This window comes from Gemmiger formicilis, assembly GCF_024462815.1.
Lineage (GTDB): Bacteria > Bacillota > Clostridia > Oscillospirales > Ruminococcaceae > Gemmiger.
Window position 1 is genome coordinate 95,077 of record NZ_JANGCG010000001.1, and the last position, 20,067, is coordinate 115,143.

Annotated in this window: 20 protein-coding genes, 1 pseudogene and 2 riboswitches; of the genes and pseudogenes, 19 read left to right on the forward strand and 2 right to left on the reverse strand. The window is 50.4% G+C overall.

Annotated features, from left to right (window positions below; all coding sequences use genetic code 11):
- Position 1: 1 nt before the first annotated feature.
- The 6 genes from NE623_RS00455 to NE623_RS14830 all read left to right on the forward strand — a co-directional run bounded on the left by NE623_RS00455 (position 2) and on the right by NE623_RS14830 (position 5,648).
- Complete coding sequence (locus NE623_RS00455) at positions 2–2,110, forward strand: N-6 DNA methylase (RefSeq protein WP_256271152.1); 2,109 nt, start codon at positions 2–4, stop codon at positions 2,108–2,110.
- Complete coding sequence (locus NE623_RS00460) at positions 2,107–2,820, forward strand: TIGR02391 family protein (protein WP_256276132.1); 714 nt, start codon at positions 2,107–2,109, stop codon at positions 2,818–2,820. Before NE623_RS00455 ends, NE623_RS00460 begins: the two co-directional genes overlap by 4 nt.
- A gap of 17 nt (positions 2,821–2,837) precedes the next feature.
- Positions 2,838–3,671: a hypothetical protein gene (locus NE623_RS00465; protein ID WP_256271150.1), complete on the forward strand. Its 834-nt coding sequence runs from the start codon at positions 2,838–2,840 to the stop codon at positions 3,669–3,671.
- A gap of 74 nt (positions 3,672–3,745) precedes the next feature.
- Positions 3,746–3,982 (forward strand): hypothetical protein, encoded by a 237-nt coding sequence (locus tag NE623_RS00470; RefSeq protein ID WP_256271149.1) that lies wholly within the window; start codon positions 3,746–3,748, stop codon positions 3,980–3,982.
- Positions 3,983–3,993: 11 nt separating this feature from the next.
- Positions 3,994–5,007 (forward strand): restriction endonuclease, encoded by a 1,014-nt coding sequence (locus NE623_RS00475; RefSeq protein ID WP_256271148.1) that lies wholly within the window; start codon positions 3,994–3,996, stop codon positions 5,005–5,007.
- Between the two features lie 473 nt (positions 5,008–5,480).
- A complete protein-coding gene (locus tag NE623_RS14830) occupies positions 5,481–5,648 on the forward strand; it encodes a TnpV protein (protein ID WP_370866655.1) in 168 nt (55 codons plus the stop codon).
- A gap of 512 nt (positions 5,649–6,160) precedes the next feature.
- Here the strand turns inward: NE623_RS14830 and NE623_RS00480 are convergent.
- Positions 6,161–6,694, reverse strand: coding sequence for a helix-turn-helix domain-containing protein (locus tag NE623_RS00480; RefSeq protein ID WP_129900149.1), 534 nt, complete (start codon positions 6,692–6,694; stop codon positions 6,161–6,163).
- Between the two features lie 319 nt (positions 6,695–7,013).
- Between NE623_RS00480 and NE623_RS00485 the strand changes: the two genes are divergently transcribed.
- The 9 genes and pseudogenes from NE623_RS00485 (at position 7,014) to NE623_RS00525 (ending at position 13,034) form a co-directional block, all read left to right on the forward strand.
- The gene (locus tag NE623_RS00485; RefSeq protein ID WP_118099518.1) at positions 7,014–7,202 is read left to right on the forward strand and encodes a LysR family transcriptional regulator; all 189 of its coding nucleotides are present in this window, start codon (positions 7,014–7,016) and stop codon (positions 7,200–7,202) included.
- Positions 7,202–7,402 (forward strand): annotated as a pseudogene (locus NE623_RS00490) (Arm DNA-binding domain-containing protein); the annotation flags it as partial. The gene NE623_RS00485 and the pseudogene NE623_RS00490, both read left to right, overlap by 1 nt.
- The gene (locus NE623_RS00495; RefSeq protein WP_087018019.1) at positions 7,402–7,776 is read left to right on the forward strand and encodes a TnpV protein; all 375 of its coding nucleotides are present in this window, start codon (positions 7,402–7,404) and stop codon (positions 7,774–7,776) included. The pseudogene NE623_RS00490 and the gene NE623_RS00495, both read left to right, overlap by 1 nt.
- Positions 7,777–7,864: 88 nt before the next feature.
- Positions 7,865–8,314, forward strand: a complete 450-nt coding sequence (locus NE623_RS00500; RefSeq protein WP_256271147.1) for a MarR family winged helix-turn-helix transcriptional regulator — start codon at positions 7,865–7,867, stop codon at positions 8,312–8,314.
- Positions 8,307–9,683 (forward strand): MATE family efflux transporter, encoded by a 1,377-nt coding sequence (locus tag NE623_RS00505; protein WP_256271146.1) that lies wholly within the window; start codon positions 8,307–8,309, stop codon positions 9,681–9,683. The genes NE623_RS00500 and NE623_RS00505 overlap by 8 nt, the downstream gene beginning before the upstream one ends.
- 322 nt (positions 9,684–10,005) lie before the next feature.
- Positions 10,006–10,206: a hypothetical protein gene (locus NE623_RS00510; protein ID WP_256271145.1), complete on the forward strand. Its 201-nt coding sequence runs from the start codon at positions 10,006–10,008 to the stop codon at positions 10,204–10,206.
- Complete coding sequence (locus NE623_RS00515; RefSeq protein ID WP_256271144.1) at positions 10,203–11,165, forward strand: P1 family peptidase; 963 nt, start codon at positions 10,203–10,205, stop codon at positions 11,163–11,165. Before NE623_RS00510 ends, NE623_RS00515 begins: the two co-directional genes overlap by 4 nt.
- Before the next feature lie 69 nt (positions 11,166–11,234).
- Positions 11,235–12,467 (forward strand): glutamate-cysteine ligase family protein, encoded by a 1,233-nt coding sequence (locus NE623_RS00520; RefSeq protein ID WP_256271143.1) that lies wholly within the window; start codon positions 11,235–11,237, stop codon positions 12,465–12,467.
- Positions 12,468–12,512: 45 nt separating this feature from the next.
- Complete coding sequence (locus tag NE623_RS00525; RefSeq protein ID WP_256271142.1) at positions 12,513–13,034, forward strand: hypothetical protein; 522 nt, start codon at positions 12,513–12,515, stop codon at positions 13,032–13,034.
- Between the two features lie 92 nt (positions 13,035–13,126).
- Here the strand turns inward: NE623_RS00525 and NE623_RS00530 are convergent, their stop codons facing one another.
- Positions 13,127–14,191, reverse strand: coding sequence for a mechanosensitive ion channel family protein (locus NE623_RS00530; protein WP_256271141.1), 1,065 nt, complete (start codon positions 14,189–14,191; stop codon positions 13,127–13,129).
- A gap of 80 nt (positions 14,192–14,271) precedes the next feature.
- Positions 14,272–14,410, forward strand: a riboswitch (FMN riboswitch).
- Between the two features lie 126 nt (positions 14,411–14,536).
- On the opposite strand from NE623_RS00530, the gene NE623_RS00535 reads away from it, so the two are divergent.
- The 4 genes from NE623_RS00535 to NE623_RS00550 all read left to right on the forward strand — a co-directional run bounded on the left by NE623_RS00535 (position 14,537) and on the right by NE623_RS00550 (position 20,025).
- Positions 14,537–15,130, forward strand: coding sequence for an ECF transporter S component (locus NE623_RS00535; protein ID WP_256271140.1), 594 nt, complete (start codon positions 14,537–14,539; stop codon positions 15,128–15,130).
- Positions 15,131–15,264: 134 nt separating this feature from the next.
- Positions 15,265–15,363: riboswitch (SAM riboswitch) on the forward strand.
- 84 nt (positions 15,364–15,447) lie between these two features.
- A complete protein-coding gene (gene metK, locus NE623_RS00540) occupies positions 15,448–16,596 on the forward strand; it encodes a methionine adenosyltransferase (RefSeq protein WP_256271139.1) in 1,149 nt (382 codons plus the stop codon).
- A gap of 136 nt (positions 16,597–16,732) precedes the next feature.
- A complete protein-coding gene (gene recD2 / locus NE623_RS00545; protein ID WP_256271138.1) occupies positions 16,733–18,970 on the forward strand; it encodes an SF1B family DNA helicase RecD2 in 2,238 nt (745 codons plus the stop codon).
- Entirely contained in the window at positions 18,967–20,025 is a 1,059-nt protein-coding gene (locus NE623_RS00550) for a rod shape-determining protein (RefSeq protein ID WP_256271137.1), read from the forward strand. Before recD2 ends, NE623_RS00550 begins: the two co-directional genes overlap by 4 nt.
- The last annotated feature ends 42 nt before the right edge of the window (positions 20,026–20,067 follow it).

The window sequence follows — 20,067 nt, forward strand, 5'->3', positions numbered from 1 at the left end:
GATGACAAATCTCGAACGAGCAATAAAAGATGGTTATGCACATATTATTGGAGAAAAAGGCAAAGAGAAAATTACATATGTTTCTTCTAATAACCATGTAGAAAATTATAGCGATCCGGAAGAAAAGGTCCGTGCTGAATTTTGGGCTGAGCTGATTTATAAATACGAATACCCGGTCAATCGGATTAAAATAGAAGTGACTGTACCTGATCGTCTGCCGACAGATCGTGCGGATATTGTTGTTTTCCGTGATGACGAGTGCAAGCGTCCCTATGCTGTGGTTGAGTGTAAAAAAGACGGTGTTACGGATGCCGAATTCAACCAGGCGATAGAGCAGGGCGTTGGCAATGCTACTTGGGTGAAACTTCGGGCTGACTATGTTGTAATTATCGCTGGTGGCACTCGTCGCGTTCTGGATGTTACCGATAAATTCGGCGCATTGGAGCGTGAGCAAAACATCCTGGCTGATTTGCCTCATGCATATGGAAAGCCCCAAGAATTTAGATTCTATAAGGGAAGCAAAAATGATATTAAGCCGGTAGACCGAGAAGATCTCATTGCTGCTATTAAGAAATGCCACCAAACGCTGTGGGGTGGTGGTCGCCTTTCCCCGCCGACTGCTTTTGGAGAACTGTGCAAATTAATCTTCGTAAAAATCAGTGATGAGCAAAAACCTCGAAAAAAAGGTGAGCCTTACCAGTTTCAGATAAAGACGCACGAGCCTGCTTCTAAACTGGCTGAACGAATCAATGCTTTGTACGATGAGCAGAAAAAGAAAGACCCTGAAGTCTTTACTGACTCTATCAAAGTGGATGATCGAGTGTTACGGACGGTAGTTTCTCATCTTGAAGCGATCAATCTGCACGAAACAGACCTTGATGTAAAAGGTGTGGCATTTGAGCAATTCATGGATGGATTTTTTAAAGGCGATTTTGGTCAATATTTTACGCCTCGTCCGATCATTGAGTTTGCTGTAAAGATGACGGCGCCGGAGCACGACTGGGATGTGCTGGATACCTCCTGTGGGTCAGGCGGTTTTTTGTTGTATGCGCTAGACTACATTCGCCATCAGGCCACCGAGTATTACGAAAAAGGCAGTGCGGATCACTACCGCTATTGGCACGATTTTGCGGAGAAACACCTTTATGGAATCGAGATCAATGATGAGATTGCACGCGTTGCGAAGATGAATATGATCGTGCATGATGATGGACATACCAATGTGATCAGCTACGATGCATTAGAGAGTATTGATAAGATTGCAGCACATAACCCTGGTTTTCAAAAAGATAAGTTTGATCTGATTTTGACCAATCCTCCTTTTGGTTCCACGGTGAACGGGGCCGAAAAACCGTATCTCAGCACCTTTGAGTTGGGTAACACCTATGACAAAAAAGGAAAAGCAAAGCCCAGAAAAAACCAGAGTTCGGAAGTCCTATTTGTTGAACGCATTTGTGAGTTCCTCAAACCGGGTACAGGAAAAGCGGCTATCGTTTTGCCTGATGGAATTTTGACAAATAGTTCTTCCCAATATGTACGAGATTTCATTTTAGAGAAATTCCAATTGCTTGCAGTAATTAGTTTGCCTAAAGATGCCTTCGCTCATTTTGGAGCAGGGGTCAATGCATCAGTTGTTTTTTTGAGGAAAAAGAACTATGATGAAGTAACTGACTATGATGTTCCATTGGCTAGTCTTACAACGGCTGATTTTTGTGAGAAAGGAGAAGTTCTTTTTAACAATACTAATTCGATTGATTTGGTCGGAAAAACCACGGTATTCGATGTTGATTGTAGTTGTGCGGTTTCTAATCATATCACTCGGTTAAAGTTAAAAGACGGAGTGGATCCTTATTATGTGGCAGCATTTTTTAATATGCTGCTGCGATTAGACTATTGGAAATTTTTGTGCACAAACTTTAATAATCAATCTGGAATTAACAATGAAACATTAAAAAAAGTTAGGATAATTCTGCCGGATATTGATAAGCAAAGGGAGTTTGCCGGAGAAGTTGTTTCTCACTATAAAAAAGCTATTCAATTAAGAGAGCAGGCGGACAGAGAAGTATCGATGGCGAAAGATGAATTTGAGAAAAAAATACTAGGTGAATGATTGTGGATATAAATAGAGTTAGGACGGTTTATGGGTGGCTAATCAATATTGCAAACAATCCAAATTGTATGACATTCCCTGTTGCGTTACCGGATATTCAAAGTATTAAGAATGGCCTAATCAAAATTTCTCATGACATTGAAAAGGAATCCCCGTATTTCAGCCAAGAGCTGTTTGAGATGAAAGACCGTATGTTTGTTGGATATGGGACGATTAATCCGGTTGTGTTTGGACAAGCCATAGAAATTTTAAAGTCACTTCAGCAAGCAGATAATACAAAGGGATCGGGAGTATGGGATCTCATTCATCCAAAGATTGCTTTGGTGTCCCAAAAGCTATTTGAAGATGGTCACTATGCAAATGCCGCTGAGGATGCATTTGTTGAGATCAATGACCGAGTAAAAAAACTGTTCATGAAGGTAAATCCCACTGCATCCAAAATTCCAGATGGTCATACTGCGATGAACATGGTATTCTCTGATAACGCTCCTTTGGTGGAGTTTTGTGATCGCTCGACCGAGACGGGAAGCAACATACAAAAAGGCTATATGCAGATGTTGGCAGGAGCCATGTCTGCACTGAGAAATCCAAAAGCTCATGCCAATATCACCATTACTAAGGATGATGCAATGCGTCGTCTGATGTTTGCCAGTATGTTGATGTATAAAATTGATGAGGCTATAGACTATTCAGAAATACAAGAAAGATAGAGAAAGAGGTGAGAAAAATGATTCGTATGGAAGGACTTTTTAGCGAGTCTTTTGGAGGAACTTGCACTATACGAGGTTACGCTCGATATGATGAGATTGTTGAGTTGTCATATCCTCATCCAGGTTATCAACGCCCGGTAGACGATGTTCATGTGGGTGAGATTTCAATGTTTATCACTTCTGGATCAAATAGCTTCAGCCCAGAAGTGGTTTTAGCATATACTGCAAAGTATGATTATTATAAGGAGGGCGCTGTATCTGGAATAGACGCAATTGCAGACATCCGGAACGGCAATGGATTTACTTCTAATATTGATGGAATTTCTTTCAAAAAGATCCGCAAAGTAAATAACGGGTATTTATATGAGATCTCTATTCCATATGAAAAGAAATTAATAGATGAAGAGAAGCCATTTCGTCGAGTAGATGGAAATCATCGCCTGCAAGCTATGGAACAACTAGTATCTACAGGACAAATTAGCAGTACATATTTGATACCTTTTTGCCTGATTTTATTTGCAGATACTGATTCCTTAAAAGATGAAAAGGTTATTTTCCACAACATCAATTCTAAAGCAGTCCCCTTAAAATCTGAGCAACTTCTCAAAAGTGTTTTGATCCAACAACATGACGGATTGGATTTTAATGATAGAGAATTGATAGAAAAATTTGGGCCAGAGTATCTTCTTGCAAGGAAAATATTGAGTGCCAATCCTCTTATTGTTAGAAAATTAGGATACATAGAGTGGATACATCCTCGTATTTTGAGCACCCTTGTTGATCTGATTAACTATGTTCAGGAAAAAAGTGGAACCAGGATTGAAACATTAGAACAACAGGTAGTTCGTTGAGATTACTCCGTGTAGATCAGCATAGCGAAGGTGTGACTGGACAAATATCAGATCGTATATTGCGAGATATTGAGATGTCTGGATTGGTAATTGCTGATTTAAGTAGTGGTAGAGCAAATATTCCACATGAAATAGGATTTGCAATGGGCCTAAAAAAAGGACTAATTTTGATTCATAACGGGACAGATGCGGAAGCGGATGAACACACACCTTCAAACATAAAAATGTATGAGCAAATTAGATTTAATCAAGATTATCATAAGTTGGAAACAGAATTGAAGGCAAAATTGATTGATTATTATAAGCTTTAAGGAGATGCCGTATGCCAATGTGGTTATGTCGCGCCGGACGATACGGCGAGTTTGAGAATAAATTTCTTGAGGACAGTAAGGTATACTGCACCTGGGACAATCTATCTGAATCAATCATGCAGTTCCACACCAAGCAGGACTTGCAGCAATATTTTGTGGATAACAACCCAGATGTAAAGGTAAAAACAGCGATGAACTGGGCGAGCCAGGTCTGGCCGTTTGCCCATGAGATGAAAAAGGGAGAGATTGTTGTCCTGCCCAGCAAGATCAAGCCTGTAATTCATTTTGGCAAGATCACAGGTAATTATGAATTCTTACCTAACAACGATAATCCTTATTATCATGCGCATCAGGTAGATTGGTTTGCCTGTGACATTCCCCGCACAGCTTTTGACCAAGACATCTTATATTCCTTTGGGGCTTTTATGACCATTTGCCGTATCAAGCAGGAAGATCGCATAAAAGCAGTCATCAATGCCCATAAACAGGGAAAGAAAGCGCCCCAAATTACTCCGCAAGAGCCACAGGATGATGAAGAGGCACGAGATATTGAAAATGAAGCCTTGGGGGTTATCACAAATCTGATAATCCAGAAGACTAAGGGGCATGGTTTAGCAAAAATTGTAGATGCCATTCTTCGAGCAAAGGGATTCACTACATATGTCAGCCCGGCCGGACCGGACAAAGGTGTGGATATTCTGGCTTCTGCGGGCACACTTGGTTTTGGAAGTCCCAAAATTTGTGTTCAGGTTAAGTCCACGGACGCGCCAGTGGATCGGATTGTTTTGGATCAGTTGGGCGGGGTGATGAAAAACTTTGGTGCCGAATATGGCCTGTTAGTGTCATGGAGTGGGTTCAAATCTTCGGTCATCAATGAGACGGCTAAACAGTTCTTTGAAATCCGGCTTTGGACCCACAAAGAAATTATTGAGGAGTTTCTGCGATACTACGATCAGATGGACGATGAAATCAAAGAGCTGATCCCTCTCAAAAAGATTTGGGTCGTGAGCAACGATGATCAATAATTAAAATGCTTTGATGAAGAATCCATCGTATGATATAATTAGTTTGTAAGGTGTAAATCATCCTCAATTTACTGGCAACACCATGGCAACAAAAAATCAGATAGCCCCTACTATCTGAATAATGAAAATAATGCCCATACCCTGAGCTAAATTCCATAAGCAAATCTGTTTAGAAAACTTCTGACAGGAGCGAGTGGAAATAATGGCGAAAGCTAAATAGGACCTGTATATTGAACGTTCTATCGTTCAATATACAGGCTCTTTCTTTTTGCTGACTCCGTTTTGACTCCCGTTAGTTAGTGGTTGGTAGAAAAAATACCTTTTAGGAGCTGTGCAATAAGGAAATCTTCAGATGTTTTTCCCGTTGATTTGTTGGCAGCAGTCCTTTTGGAATCTTATGCTAAAGCGTGAGCAAAAAGGCTTGACGAACCTTTTGCGACGGCACGGTATCGACTCTGTAAAAGAACAATCTCGTGAACAAGAACGCGAGGAAAGATAAGGAGTACAACATAACACATAACGATTTGGGCCGCTGGGCAAATATCCGCCTTGCATTTATCAAACAGCACCGCTCGCAGCTGTACCAAGGTCTACTGAAAGAAAATAAGCTGCACAGCTACTTGGCAGAATTTGATCGTTAGGTGCGCGATGCCCTGATTTTGACCGAGGAAATTGGAATGGAATGAAAGCTGTATAAAGGAACGTGCAGACAATTTAGCAAACAAGGCAAACGAAATATGGGTTTGCCAGTAAAAACGCTAGTAAGGTGACTCCCGATTGACTCCTTTTACTTGGAAAACCAAGAAAATTTGCAAACTATGAGCAAAAGTTGCTTTCTAAAATGCACGATTCAACATCAGAAAATACTGAGGAAGAATCCTATGCCCTCGAGTTTGAATAAATTGAGAATCCGAAAAAGCCTAGTGTTTATGCGGGTTTGCGGCATTTCAAGAGGCCTTTTGATAACAAATTGATAACAGTCATATAAATGCGATTATTCTCACTATCAAGTGGTTTGCAGGTAGCGGAATGATTTTCAAGCGGCTTGTATGACTGGTGTTCAGAGCCATACTCTGAATAAATCCATATTATTTATAACGCCCTTAGCTGTGGGTAGTAACTCATAGCTAAGGGCGTTTTGTTGTCTTTATCTTTATTTGTCGGATTGGAGGTGGTCTTTGAAAGCGTCAACAAGAGCGTCGCTAAGTTCCTGCGAGGGAACTTTCGCCCAAAGCTGCGTGGTGTCATATTTCGGGTAGTAATAACGCCATCGGTCATATTCTTCTCTGCTGATTTCCTCGGAAGATAACTTGTCCGCCTGTTCTTTCCAAGCACAGAGCATTTTCAGTAGCTCGGCGGCGTCCTTGCCTTTGTCCTTGTTGACTTTTAAGCAGACCTCTCCGTCTGCTTCGCTGACGGTCAGACCGTAAATATCTTCAAGGGTAAATAAGGTGTGCATAAGTCCGATGTAGCTGTCAATGTCGGGAACAGAGAGAGCCTGTGGGGAAACATCAAGCACCTGCGCCAATGCCGCCGTTAAGTCTGCTTTCGGTGTGCGTGTGCCTGTTTCGTACTGAGCCAAACGCACATCAGCGGACTTTTCGGGAAAACCGACAGCCGTACCGAGATATTTCTGCGTCATACCACGCAGAAGCCTAAAAAAATGTATTCTTTCGCCAATAGCCATAGTGTTTCACTCCTTGCCTTATGTATCTGCAAGTAGTATAGCATATAAGTTTAGGAATTGTCAAGAGAAAATGAAACAAAAAAGTTTAATATTTTCTTGAAAGCCACTTGACAAAAGCAAATATGCTTAGTATAATTAAAGGGCATTAAGCAAATGCGCTTAATAAATGCAACTGAATGACCGTCTGAATGGGATATGTCTTTGCAAGGACTTTCCGAAAAGGAAACGAGCGAAGCAACGCCGCTGAAATGGGGCAGGCACAGAAAAACGACATTCGGGTAAAACGGCAACTTGAAAATTTAATGAAAGGACTGATGATATGGAAAACAAATTCATTCGTGCCGATGATGTGGCACAGGAACTAAGCGTATCAAAGCCCTATGCCTATAAGCTCATCAGAAAGCTGAACGAGGAACTGAAAGCACAGGGATTTATTACGATTGCAGGGCGTGTAAACCGCCAGTATTTTTATGAAAGGCTCTACGGAGCAGGAAAGGAGAGTAAATAATGCCAGTATTCAAAAATGAGGACAACGGCACTTGGTATGTAATGGCGAGATATGTGAACTGGAAAGGCGAACGCAAGCAGAAATGCAAGCGGGGTTTCGCCACAAAGAAAGAAGCGCAGGAATGGGAGCGAATGTTTCAGTTACAAAACTCGTCTGACCTTGATATGAGTTTTGAAGCCTTTACGGAACTGTATACACAATGACAAAGACGATTTTTGAAGAAATGGGCGGCACTTATATACGGGTTGGAGATTATTTTCTCCCCGATTTGAAACTGCCCGAAACAGAAACACAATCTATCGGCATATGGGGACAGCGGCATAAACGCTACTTGAAAGAGCATAAACGGCTGTTTTATTCTAATTTGTTGACAAGCGGAAAACTGAACAGTTACCTTGCTGATATTGATCGACAGGCAGAGGAAATGTTTTCTCGGCTGGTAAAACAGATGGCAGAATGTGAGGGCGTGACAGAACAGCTAAAGGCAGAAAATCAGCTTGAATGGGTCGGGAAAATGAATAATATTCGTAGCAGAGCAGTAGAGATTATAGATGTAGAATTGATTTGTGTTTAGGAGGACAAAGCGGCAGATATAATGTTAAAAGTAGTTGCGCGCGCACGCATATTGCGTTATAATACTGGTGGTTAGGAGGAATATATCTATGCAACTATTAAAATGGCTTTCCGTAACAGACCGATTTTACAAAATCTATTTGGACAAGCAACTTGCCCCCTATGGAATCAACAACAGTCAATATATGTTCTTAATCAAAATCTGTCGTTCGCCCGGTATTCTACAAGATTCTTTGTTGAATATGTTCTATGTTCATCCAAGCAATATTGTACGGACGGTTGCGACATTGGAAAAGCAGGGAATGATTACACGTTCTCCCAATGATAATGATAAGCGGACATGTAAATTGTATCCTACAGAAAGAGCATTGTCTATTGTTGACGAGATACAGATGATATGCGAAAAGACAGAAGCTCTTTTATTGCAGGGTATGAGCGAATCCGAGCAGAACCTTTTTATGGATTTCTTAATACAGGCGGGCAGAAATATCACATCGGAACTCCATATAGAGAGAAAGGGGGAGGAGTTCAATGACTGAAAATCCTCTGGGCTATGAAAAAATTCCAAAGCTGTTGAAAAATTTTGCTGTTCCCAGTATTGTGGCGTCTCTTGTCGGTTCAATCTACAATATTGTGGATCAGATTTTTATTGGTCAAGGGGTCGGTTATTTGGGAAATGCAGCAACCAATGTTGCCTACCCGTTTTCTACCATCTGCCTTGCCATTGCACTACTGGTCGGAATTGGCAGTTCTTCCCGTGTTTCCCTCTGTCTTGGATGCAAAGAGCCGAAAGCTGCCGCCAAAGCAGCGGGAAATGGTATTGTTCTGATGGGAATTTTCGGAATTATTTATTTGCTGATTGGAGAAACTTTTCTGTCTTTGCTCCTAAAGGCATTTGGGGCAACGACAGCTGTATTTCCATATGCAAAGCAGTATGCCAGCATAACATTGATTGGAATGCCGTTTCTCATTGTAACGACTGGTATGAGCAATTTGATTCGAGCAGATGGAAAACCAAAGTATTCAATGGTCTGCATGATTGTGGGAGCTATTATCAATACCATTCTTGACCCCATTTTTATTTTTGTTTGCGATTGGGGAATTGCCGGCGGAGCTTGGGCAACGGTTATTGGGCAAATTTTTTCCTTCATACTCGCACTCCGTTATCTATGGCGTTTCCAAACAATCCATTTTGAAAAAGAGTCGTTTTTATTGGACATCAAAGAAAGCATGAAAATTTGCAGCATGGGAATCAGCAGCAGCTCAAACCAGATTGCAGTTACCGTGATTCAAATCATTCAGTACAATTCGTTGACTTATTACGGCGCATTAACAAAATATGGAACAGATATTCCCTTAGCTGCTTGCGGAATCGTTATGAAAACAAATGCCATAATCCTTGCGATTGTTGTAGGAATCTCGCAGGGAACACAGCCGATTATCGGCTTCAACTATGGGGCAAGGCAATACCATCGTGTACGGGAGGCTTACCTGCTTGCGGTAAAATGGAACCTTGTTGTTTCCACAATTGCTTTCATCGCATTTCAATTTTTCCCGCAATCTATCATTTCGCTATTCGGAGATGGGGACGAGCTGTATTTTGAATTTGCTGTTTTGTTCATGCGTACCTATCTTTTCATGGTGTTGGTAAATGGTGTGCAGTTGCTTTCTTCCAGTTTTTTTACCGCAATAGGAAAATCGTTAAAAGGTGCGCTGTTGGCATTAACAAGGCAGACCTTTGTGTTGATTCCGCTTACCCTGCTGCTCCCGCTTCGTTTCGGAATTATGGGAGTATTGCTTGCGGGACCTATTGCTGATTTTTCAGCGTTTATGCTATCTGTTGTACTCGTGGGTATAGAATTAAAAAAACAAAAAAAACTCGCTTATAATTTAAGCCATAGCATATAGCTATTATCCACAGCTACTGAGCAAGTGTTATCAATACCGATAACAAAATGATAACATTAGCTTATATAGGCAGGATAATATGGATATATCAAATAATCAAAGGATTTACATACTCGGCAGAGAATAATTTCTAAACAAAATCAGTTAGGAAAAGTCGAGTTTGAATAATCGCGAGCACTAAATAGAGCCTGCATATTGCACGATGATTCGTGTAATGTGCGGGCTTTTTTCAGAACTTTTTTACTTCATCCTGCCAGCCTTCAGGCTGGACGTCTGCCTTTGGATGGTGTACAATGAATAAAACAAATGTCCGGGGGCGCTTATGGAAGAATACAGCACAGAAGTTTACAAAAATCATCTGATTCGTGGCGATTTACATGGCGCGGTGGACTATCTGGGACGATTCCCGGAGCAGGCAGAGCTGCTGAAAAGGTATAAAGAACGCCTTGAAGAAGTCGGAGTCAATGAGATACAGCAAACGGTAAAATTCCTGTTTGCGGAAAATGAAAGGACGCTTCCATGAAAGAAATTTCTATAAAAGACTTCAGAAATATACAAATTGGCCAGGCAGAAAACGTGCAGGCTGGCACAGGCTGCACGGTGTTTCTGCTGGGCCGGGAGGGCGCATCCGTCGGGCTGGATGTCCGCGGCGGTGGGCCTGCCTCGCGGGAGAGTGAGCTGCTCAAGCCGCTGGCCACCGCGCAGGTCATTCACGCCATTCTGCTGGCGGGCGGCAGTGCCTTTGGGCTGGACGCCGCGGGCGGCGTGATGCGCTATCTGGAGGAGCGCGGCATTGGCGTTGATGTGGGTGTCACAAGGGTTCCGCTGGTCTGCCAGTCGGATTTGTTTGACCTGACAGTGGCCGATGCGCACACCCGCCCCGATGCGGCTATGGCCTACGAGGCCTGTGTCAACGCGGAGACGGGCAACTACCGTGACGGCAACCACGGCGCGGGCACCGGCGCCACCGTCGGCAAGCTGCTGGGTATGGAGCACTGCATGAAGTCCGGCATCGGCAGCTATGCCGTTCAGGTGGGGAACCTGCAGGTCGGCGCTGTGGTGGCCGTCAATGCCGTGGGTGACGTTTACGATTACGAGAACGGCCGTAAAATCGCGGGCCTGTTGGCAGCGGACGGAAAAACCTTCCTCGATTCCGAGCTGGCGGCCCTGCAGGCAATCGAGGCGCAGGCGGAAAAGTTTGTCGGCAACACCACACTCGGCGTGATTCTCACCAATGCAGGGCTGGACAAGGCGCACCTGTGCAAGATTGCGGGCATGGCCCACGATGGATACGCCCGCGCCATCCGCCCGGTGCACACCTCTATGGACGGTGACAGCATTTACGCGGTGTCGCTGGGGGATGTGCCCGCCGATATGGACGTTGTGGGAACGCTGGCGGCGCGGGTTATGGCCAAGGCGATTGTGCGCGCCGTGCAGGCGGCAGAACCGGCCTACGGCCTGCCGTCTGCCGGTGAAATCTGACATTGCACCCTGCAGGAAATCGCGGTATAATAGTCCCATACGATAACCATAGGGAGAACAATCCGATTTATGGCAAAACTGGACGAACAAATCAGAATGATGGCGGGCTACTTCGCGGCGGACTGTGAGCCGGAGGGCCGGCTGACCATCGGGCTGGAGGTTGAGCATTTCCTGACAGGCCCGGATGGCCGTGCGGCAGGACCGGCCGCGGCACAGGCAGCCTTACAGGAGCTGCAGGGGCAGGGGGATGCGCCCATCATCATCGACAGCACCTATATGGGGTACAGCGGCCCGGCAATTTCTGCCGCGCTGGGCCCGGCCTGCCAGCTGCGGGTCAGCCTGAAGCCGCAACGGGATGTGCAGGACATCATGGATTTGTACAACGGCTTCTATTTGCAGATGGGGCTGGCGCTGGCGGCGCATGGGCTGCGTGCGTGGACGGTCGGCTACCATCCCACCTGCCGTGCAGAGGCCCTGCCGCTGCTGTCTGACACCCGGGACGAGGTGATGGACCGCTACTTTAAAAACACAGGGGCCTGCGGTCTGCAGGCCATGCGTGCTACGGCGGCCACACTGATTACGATTGACTATTTCAATGAAACGGATTTTGTCCGCAAAATGCGTGCGGCCAGCCTGCTCACGCCGTTCTTTGCACTGCTGTGCGATAATGTGCCGGTGTATCAGGCAAGCCGCAACAGTGTCTGCACCATGCGCACCCGCATCTGGCAGGATGTCGACCGCGACCGCTGCGGCGTGGTGCCGCACCTGATGGACGCGGATTTCGGCTTTGCCCGCTATGCGGAGAACGTGCTGACCAAGCCGCAGCTTGTTGCGTGGCGCACCGGCCGGGTGAAAGCGGTGGGCAGCAAGACCGCCCCGGACCTGTATGCGGCGCACATCAGCCAGCGGGAAGCCGCACACATTTTGTCAATGTTCTTTTACGATGTGCGTCTGAAATCCCGCATTGAGCTGCGCACGGCGGACAGTATGCCCCCGCAGTATATTGCGGCCTACGCCCAGCTGGTCAAGTCGGTGTTCGGCAGTCCTGCCGCGCTGCAGAATATACTGCGCCACTATGCCGGGGCTACAACGCTGGACATTACCACAGCCAAGATGGCTGTCTGCAAGGATGGCTTCAATGCGCTGGTGTATGGCCGCCCAGTCAGCAGTGAGCTTGCGTGGCTGCTGATGCAGGCCCGCAGCCGCACGCCCTCACAGGAGGAGCGCGCCCTGCTGGACCCCTTTATGAAGCTGGTTACCGCCCGCAAAACCATCCGTGAGCTGGAAAGCGACCATGAATAAACAGGCCGCCCCCGGGCATACTGCACCCGAGAGGGGGCAATACCATTGCGGGAAACATCCTATCATGCGGTCATTGCGGAGATGACCGTGCGGGCGCTGTGGGAGATGCAGAACGTGATGGACTGCATCCCGGACGAGCTGTGGGATCGCTGCTATGGCGGTGCGCCCCTGTGGCAGCATATCTATCACACGTTGCACCATCTGGACCAGTGGTTCATCAACCCGCGAGATAATGATTTTGTGGAGCCGCCGGTGCACACGCCGCATCTGCAGGAGCTGGACATTTACCCCGCCGCCCATCTGGACAGGCGGGATATAGATGACTATTTCTATACAATCAAGGCAAAGCTGTCCATCTATCTCACCTCGCTGCACGATGAGGATTTACTGCAAAGGCCGGAAAACTGCGAATGGACGCGGTTTACGCTGATGCTGTCGCAATATCGGCATCTGTATATGCACATGGGTATGCTGATGGGCTTTGTGGAGGCTGAAACCGGCCTTTGCCCGCGCACCCTGCGGGTAGGGGAGGAGCTGCCCCGCCCGCCCTATGAACCCTATGAATAAGAGACTCCGCCCGCGCCAGTACCAAAAAAATGGCGCTTGTCGGTAAAACACAAGAATACCCCGCGGCTCCATCTGAAAGCCGCGGGGTGTTTTTACTGCTTGGGTATATCCAGCGTGGTGGTCGGGAAGGCAAAATTGCAGCCCTCGGCGCGGACGACATCCAGTATCTGAAAATTCAGCACGTTCTTTACAGCCAGAAATTCGCGCAGCGGAATCTTGGCAATGTAGACACGGCAGCGCAAATCAATGCTGTAATCGTTGAAGCGGTCCAGCGTCACGCTCACGCTGTCCGGCTGTACATCGGGATTGGCCTGCAGCGTGGCAATCAGCTTTCGGCGCAGAGCCTCGATTTTATCATGGCTGGTATCGTAGGTCAGCCCGATGGTGAAATCCCACAGGCGGCTCTGGCGGCGGTCACAGTTCTGGATATACTCCGAGCAAACCTTGGAATTTTCTATCGTGATGGCGACATTATCCAACGTGCGGATGCGGGTGGAACGGAAGGAAACATCCTCCACCGTACCCTCATAGCTGCCCACGGCGATGTAATCCCCGATGCCGAAGGGGTGCTCTAAAACAAGGGTGATACCGGCAATCAGGTTGCTTAAGGTGGACTGCGCCGCAAGAGAGATAGCAAGTCCGGCCACCCCGGCGCCGGTCAGCAGGCCGGTGACCGGCACGCCCAGCCGGTCCAGCATGGCAATGCCGGTGAATACCACAACCAGCGCATGGAAGATATTCTCAAAAAAGCGCCCCATCGTCTGGTGGGTCTGGATGTCCAGATGGTTTTCGGCACTGTGCAGCAGCAGGCGGGTGACAGGCGCGGCCCGCCAGCTGCCCAGCCCGATATAGAAGATGCAGAGCAAATCCGAGGCAATATCCAGCAGGTGGGTAATGTTCTCACTGCGGAGCGCATCGAAGGGCAGCACGGATATGGCGGAGCCCAGCGCAAGCATGGCAAGAAAGACGCGCAGGATCATGGCCAGCGGTATAATGTAGCTTTCCAGCAGGATGCTGAGCCACGAGGCTATGTGCGGCTTCATCCGCTTTAAGAGGCGGGCGGCAATGTACCTGCACAGCTCCGGCAGGGCAACGGCCAGCAGCGCCAACACCAGCGCCGGAATAAGCAGGCTAAAGCTAAAAGTCAAATCAGTCATGGGGCAAGGTCCCTCCTTTGCAAGAATTATACCATACCCTCTTGCATTTTGTAAAACCTGTGCTATAATACTTTCCAGAAAGTCTGTTTCAGGGCGGGGTGCAATTCCCCACCGGCGGTGAACGGCCAAGGCCGTAAGCCCGCGACCGGCTGCTTTTGCAGCCGCTGATCCGGTGTGATTCCGGGGCCGACGGTATAGTCCGGATGAAAGAAACGGAAAGCTGTCTGTTTAGCTTTTTCTGCGCCCTGCTGTATGCTTTTGTACAGCAGGGCGTTTTTATTTGCGATGCAGAGCCTCCCGAAGTTCCAAAGCCGGCTTTCAAAAAATATCGGGAGGAACCCTATTATGAAAAACACATCCAATGTCCGCAAGCTCACAGGAACCGCCATGCTCGGCGCAGTCGCCGCTGTGCTGATGTACCTTGAGTTTCCCATCCCCATTATGCCGTCCTTCGTCAAGCTCGATGTGTCGGAGCTGCCCGCCCTGTTGGCGGCCTACGCCTATGGGCCGGTTTCCGGCATCGCGGTCTGCCTGATCAAGAACCTTATCAAGCTGCCCAGCACCAGTACCGCCGCGGTGGGGGAGCTGTTCAACTTTGTGATGGGCGCGCTCTTTGTCGGCGTGGCGGGCTTTGTCTACAAGCGCAGCAAGTCCCGCCGCAGCGCCCTGATTGGCGCGGGGCTGGGCGCCGTGATTATGGCCGTGGTCAGTGTGCCGTACAACTATTTCATCGTATACCCGGCGTATGTGGTGCTGTACCATCTGCCGCTGGACGCAATTATCGGGATGTATCAGGCCATCAACCCCAGTGTGGATGGTCTGCTGGCCTGCCTGCTGACCTTCAATCTGCCGTTCACCCTTTTCAAGGGATTGCTGGATGCAGCACTCTGCTTCCTGATTTACAAACCGCTGTCTCCGATTCTGCACGGCCGCAAATAAGGCGGCTTTGCGGCAAAAGCACACACGGCGGGCAAAATGTACTACTTTTGTGCAAATCCTATGAACTGCACAACGAAATCTCGTTGACTTGACCGAAAACCTGTGGTACACTAGCAACACAACAACAGAATAGCAACTTATCAAGAGTGGCTGAGGGAACAGGCCCGATGAAGCCCGACAACCTGCACGTATGTGCAAGGTGCCAATTCCTGCGGGAAACCGAAAGATAAGCGTTATGCGCGCAGTCTTTCCGGCTGCGCGTTTTTTTGTTTCCACGGTTGCGTTTCTGCCGAATTTTTATAGGAGGCTATCTACCAATGTCCAAAGTTCTGTTCACGTCCGAATCTGTTACCGAGGGGCATCCCGACAAAATCTGCGACCAGATTTCCGATGCTATCCTTGACGCCATTCTGGCACAGGATCCCGGTGCGCGTGTAGCGTGCGAGACCACCTGCTCCACCGGCCTTGTCCACATCATGGGCGAGATTACCACCAACTGCTATGTTGACATTCCCGGCACCGCCCGCGAGGTCATCCGCTCCATCGGCTATGACCGCGCCAAATACGGCTTTGACTGCGAGACCTGTGGTGTTATCACCAACATTGACGGCCAGAGCCCCGACATCGCGCTGGGCACCAACGACGAGGTTGCCGGTGCCGGTGACCAGGGTATGATGTTCGGCTACGCCTGCAACGAGACCCCTGAGCTGATGCCGCTGCCCATCAGCCTGGCACACAAGCTGGCCAAGCGCCTGACCGCGGTGCGCAAGGACGGCACGCTGGGCTATCTGCGTCCGGACGGCAAGAGCCAGGTTACCGTGGAGTATGAGGACGGCAAGCCTGTACGCGTGGACGCCGTGGTTATCTCCAGCCAGCACAGCCCCGACGTCAGCCAGGAGCAGCTGCATGAGGACATCAAGCGCGAGGTTATTGAGAAGGTTATCCCCGCCGAGCTGCTGGATGAGAACACCAAGTATTACATCAACCCGACCGGCCGCTTTGTTGTGGGCGGCCCGCAGGGTGACTCCGGCCTGACCGGCCGCAAGATTATCGTCGATACCTACGGCGGCTATGCCCGCCACGGCGGCGGTGCCTTCAGCGGCAAGGACCCCAGCAAGGTGGACCGTTCCGCGGCCTACGCTGCCCGCTGGGTTGCCAAGAACATCGTTGCCGCCGGTCTTGCCACCAAGTGCGAGGTTGAGCTGGCCTATGCCATCGGCGTGGCCAAGCCGGTTTCCATCATGGTAGATACCTTCGGCACCGGCACGGTGGCCGATGACAAGATTGAGGCCGCTGTCGAGAAGGTCTTTGACCTGACCCCCGCCGGCATCATCCGCGACCTTGATCTGCGCAAGCCCATCTACCGCCAGCTGGCCGCCTACGGCCATATGGGCCGCGAGGATCTGGGCGTGAAGTGGGAAAACACCGACCGCGTGGATGCCCTGAAGGCAGCTGCCGCTGAATAAAAAATATTTTTTGACCCTGTGCCATAACGGTGCAGGGTCATTTTTTGTACCTTCCGGATTTGCCAAATGCGCACGTATGGGGTATAATAACATTATCTGTGAAAGTGTGACGATTTTGCAGGAAAGGAGGGTATCGATGGAAGCCAAAGAAGAACAGCTCATGAAGCTGGAGGGCACAGTGGAGCACGTTATCTACGAAAACGCCGACTCCGGCTATGCTGTGTTTGAGGTGGATGCGGGCGGCACGGACGTCATTGTGGCGGGCAACGTCGGCGGCGTGGACAACGGTATGTCCGTGACCGTCTACGGCCATATGGTCAACCACCCCAGCTATGGCGAGCAGTTCAAGGCGGAAACCATCGAGGCCCGCCTGCCTGAGGACACCAATGCCATTTTAAGCTATCTGTCCAGTGGTGTGCTGCCCTACATTGGGCCGTCCACCGCCAGAAAAATCGTGGAAAAATTCGGCGAGGATACGCTGAACGTCATTGCCCAGACCCCGCAGAAGCTCTGCGAGCTGAAGGGCATCAATGAGCAGAAGGCCGCGACCATCTCCAACGAATTCCGCCGTATGTACGGCGTGCGGGAGGTTGTGGCGTGGTTTGCCCGGTACGGCCTCAGCGCCCAGCAGGCGGTAAATGCCTACCGCGCCTTCGGCCCCCACACGGTGGAGGCACTGACTCAGAACCCCTATCTGCTCTGTGGGGAGCCGCTGCAGCTGAAATTTGGTCAGGTGGACGGCATTGCGGCCGCGCTGCAGTTTGATGCTGGCTGCCGCCTGCGCGTGGCAGCGGGGCTGCTCTATGCACTGCGCCACAACGCGGGCAACGGCCACACCTGCCTGCCGCGGGACAAGCTGCTGGACAGCACCGCCCGGTTTCTGCGCGTTCCGCCGGAGGCCATCGAGGAAGGTCTTGAGGAGCTGCTCTCCGCCGAGGAGCTGCGCAGCCGCACCTTTGACGGCGTGGAGTATATCTATCTGCCGGACCTGCTCAGCGCCGAGGAGGACATTGCCGCCCGGCTGGGCCAGCTTTCGACCTTCCCGACCGAGACGCCGCGCACACTGGATGCCGACATCTGTGCGCTGGAGCTGGCGCAGGGCTTTGCATATGCCCCACTGCAGAAGCAGGCCATCCGGCTGGCGCTTTCCAGCCGCGTGATGGTGCTGACCGGCGGCCCCGGCACCGGCAAAACCACCACCGTCAACGCCATTCTGAGCCTGTACGAGGCACTATATGACAGGGTCGCGCTCTGTGCGCCCACGGGCCGTGCCGCCAAGCGGCTGAGCGAGCTGACCCACCACGCGGCGTCCACGATACACCGCCTGCTGGAGGTGGACTACAGCAGCGGCAATGTGCGATTTATCCATAATGAAAAGAACCTTTTGAAATATGATGTAATCATCCTCGATGAGATGAGTATGGTGGACGTCAAACTCTTTCAGGCGCTGCTGGCTGCGGCGCGGTACCACTGCCGCATCATTATGGTGGGGGATGCCGACCAGCTGCCCAGCGTCGGCCCGGGCAACATTCTGGGCGAGATTCTGCGTGCGGATGTTGTGCCCACCGTGCGGCTGACGGATATCTTCCGGCAGGCGCAGCAGAGCCTGATTGTCCAGAACGCCCACCGCATTGTCGAAGGGCAGATGCCCCAGAAGGGCGGGGCCAAGGACGATTTCTTTATGATAGAATCCACCGGCCTTGCTTGCCAGAAGCTGGTCTGCGACCTTGTCAGCACCCGCCTGCCCAAGGCCTACGGCTTTGACCCGGTCAAGGATATACAGGTGCTCTGTCCCACAAAGGTGGGCCCCACCGGCAGTGTGGAGCTGAACAAGAAACTGCAGGAAATCCTCAACCCGCCCGCCAAGGGCAAGGCCCAGATTGGCACGGCGGAAAGCCCGAAAATCCTGCGTCTGGGCGATAAAGTTATGCAGGTCAAGAACGATTATGACATTACCTTTGAGCGCAAGGGCGCGGAGGCCGGTGTAGGCGCCTACAACGGCGATATGGGCGTTATCACCGCGGTGGACGTCGATGCCCGCGCTGTGACCGTTATGATGGATGACCGCAAGTACACCTACACAGCCGACCAGCTCAATGAGCTGGAGCCCGCCTACGCGGTCACCGTGCACAAAAGTCAGGGTTCGGAATTTCCGGCGGTCATTCTGCCGGTGGCAGATGTGCCCGCCCGGCTGTGCTACCGCAACCTTTTGTACACAGGCGTCACCCGCGCCCGCCGCCTTTGCGTATTGACCGGCACGGCCCGCACCGAGCAGGCGATGGTAGAGAATGTGCGCCAGAATATGCGCTACAGCGGACTGCGGTTTCTGCTGAAGGACGCCGCCACGCCGACGGAGGAAATGACAAACTCATGAAACAATATGACATTGGAATCGACTTGGGCACAACCTCCATTATCATCGCAACCGAGGAGCAGGGGGTGATTTTCCGCCAGCCGACCATCGGCGCGGTGGATACCCGCACCAACTCCATCCTTGCGGTGGGGGACGAGGCACTGAAAATGGTGGGCCGCGCACCCGCCCATATTGATTTGGTGCGCCCCCTGCGGGACGGCATCATTCAGGACCACCGCATGACGAACGAGCTGATTGTGCGCTTTGTCAACGAGGTTTGCCGTTCGCGCATCTTCAAGCCGCGCATTGCGGTCTGCGTGCCCGCGGCCATCACCGGCATTGAGGCGGACGCCGTTGTGGAGTCCGTTATGGCGGCGGGGGCCAAGCAGGTGTTTCTGGTCGATGAGCCGGTAGCGGCTGCACTGGGCGCAGGCCTGCAAATCCGCCAGCCCCACGGCTGTATGGTTGTGGACATCGGCGGCGGCTCCACCGATATTGCCGTGATCAGTATGGGCGGCCGTGTCAAAGCGGCCAGCCTGCCTGTGGCGGGCAACGCCTTTGATAACTGCATTGCCCAGTATATCCAGGAAAAATACCAGATTGCCATCGGCCCGCTGACAGCCGAGCAGCTGAAAAAACAGGTTGCCTGCTGCACCAAGAGCGAGTTTGAGGGTGTGATGGAGGTGCGCGGCCATTCGTGGGAGACAAATCTCCCGGCGCGCCGCCTTGTCTACACCCGCGATTTGTATGAGCCTGTGCAGGAGCTTGCCGCCCGCATTGCCACCACGGCCCGCAACGTGCTGGAAAGCACCCCGCCGGAGCTGGCGGCAGATGTTTCCTCCACCGGCGTGCTGCTCACCGGCGGCGGGTCCCTGCTGCGCGGCCTTGCCAGCTATATTGCAGGGGAGCTCCACACCGATGTGGCCATTGCGCCTGACCCGCTGAACTGCGTTGCCCGCGGCACGGCCATCAGCCTGAGCGAGGGTAAGTACCTGACGGCGGGTTTCCGGGACGCCACGCCCAAAACGTGGAACCGCCGCCTGAACCATACCCATGACCCCTTCACCGGGGAGTAAGGTTGCTACCTTATAATATATATCACCAACGAGAGGTCATTA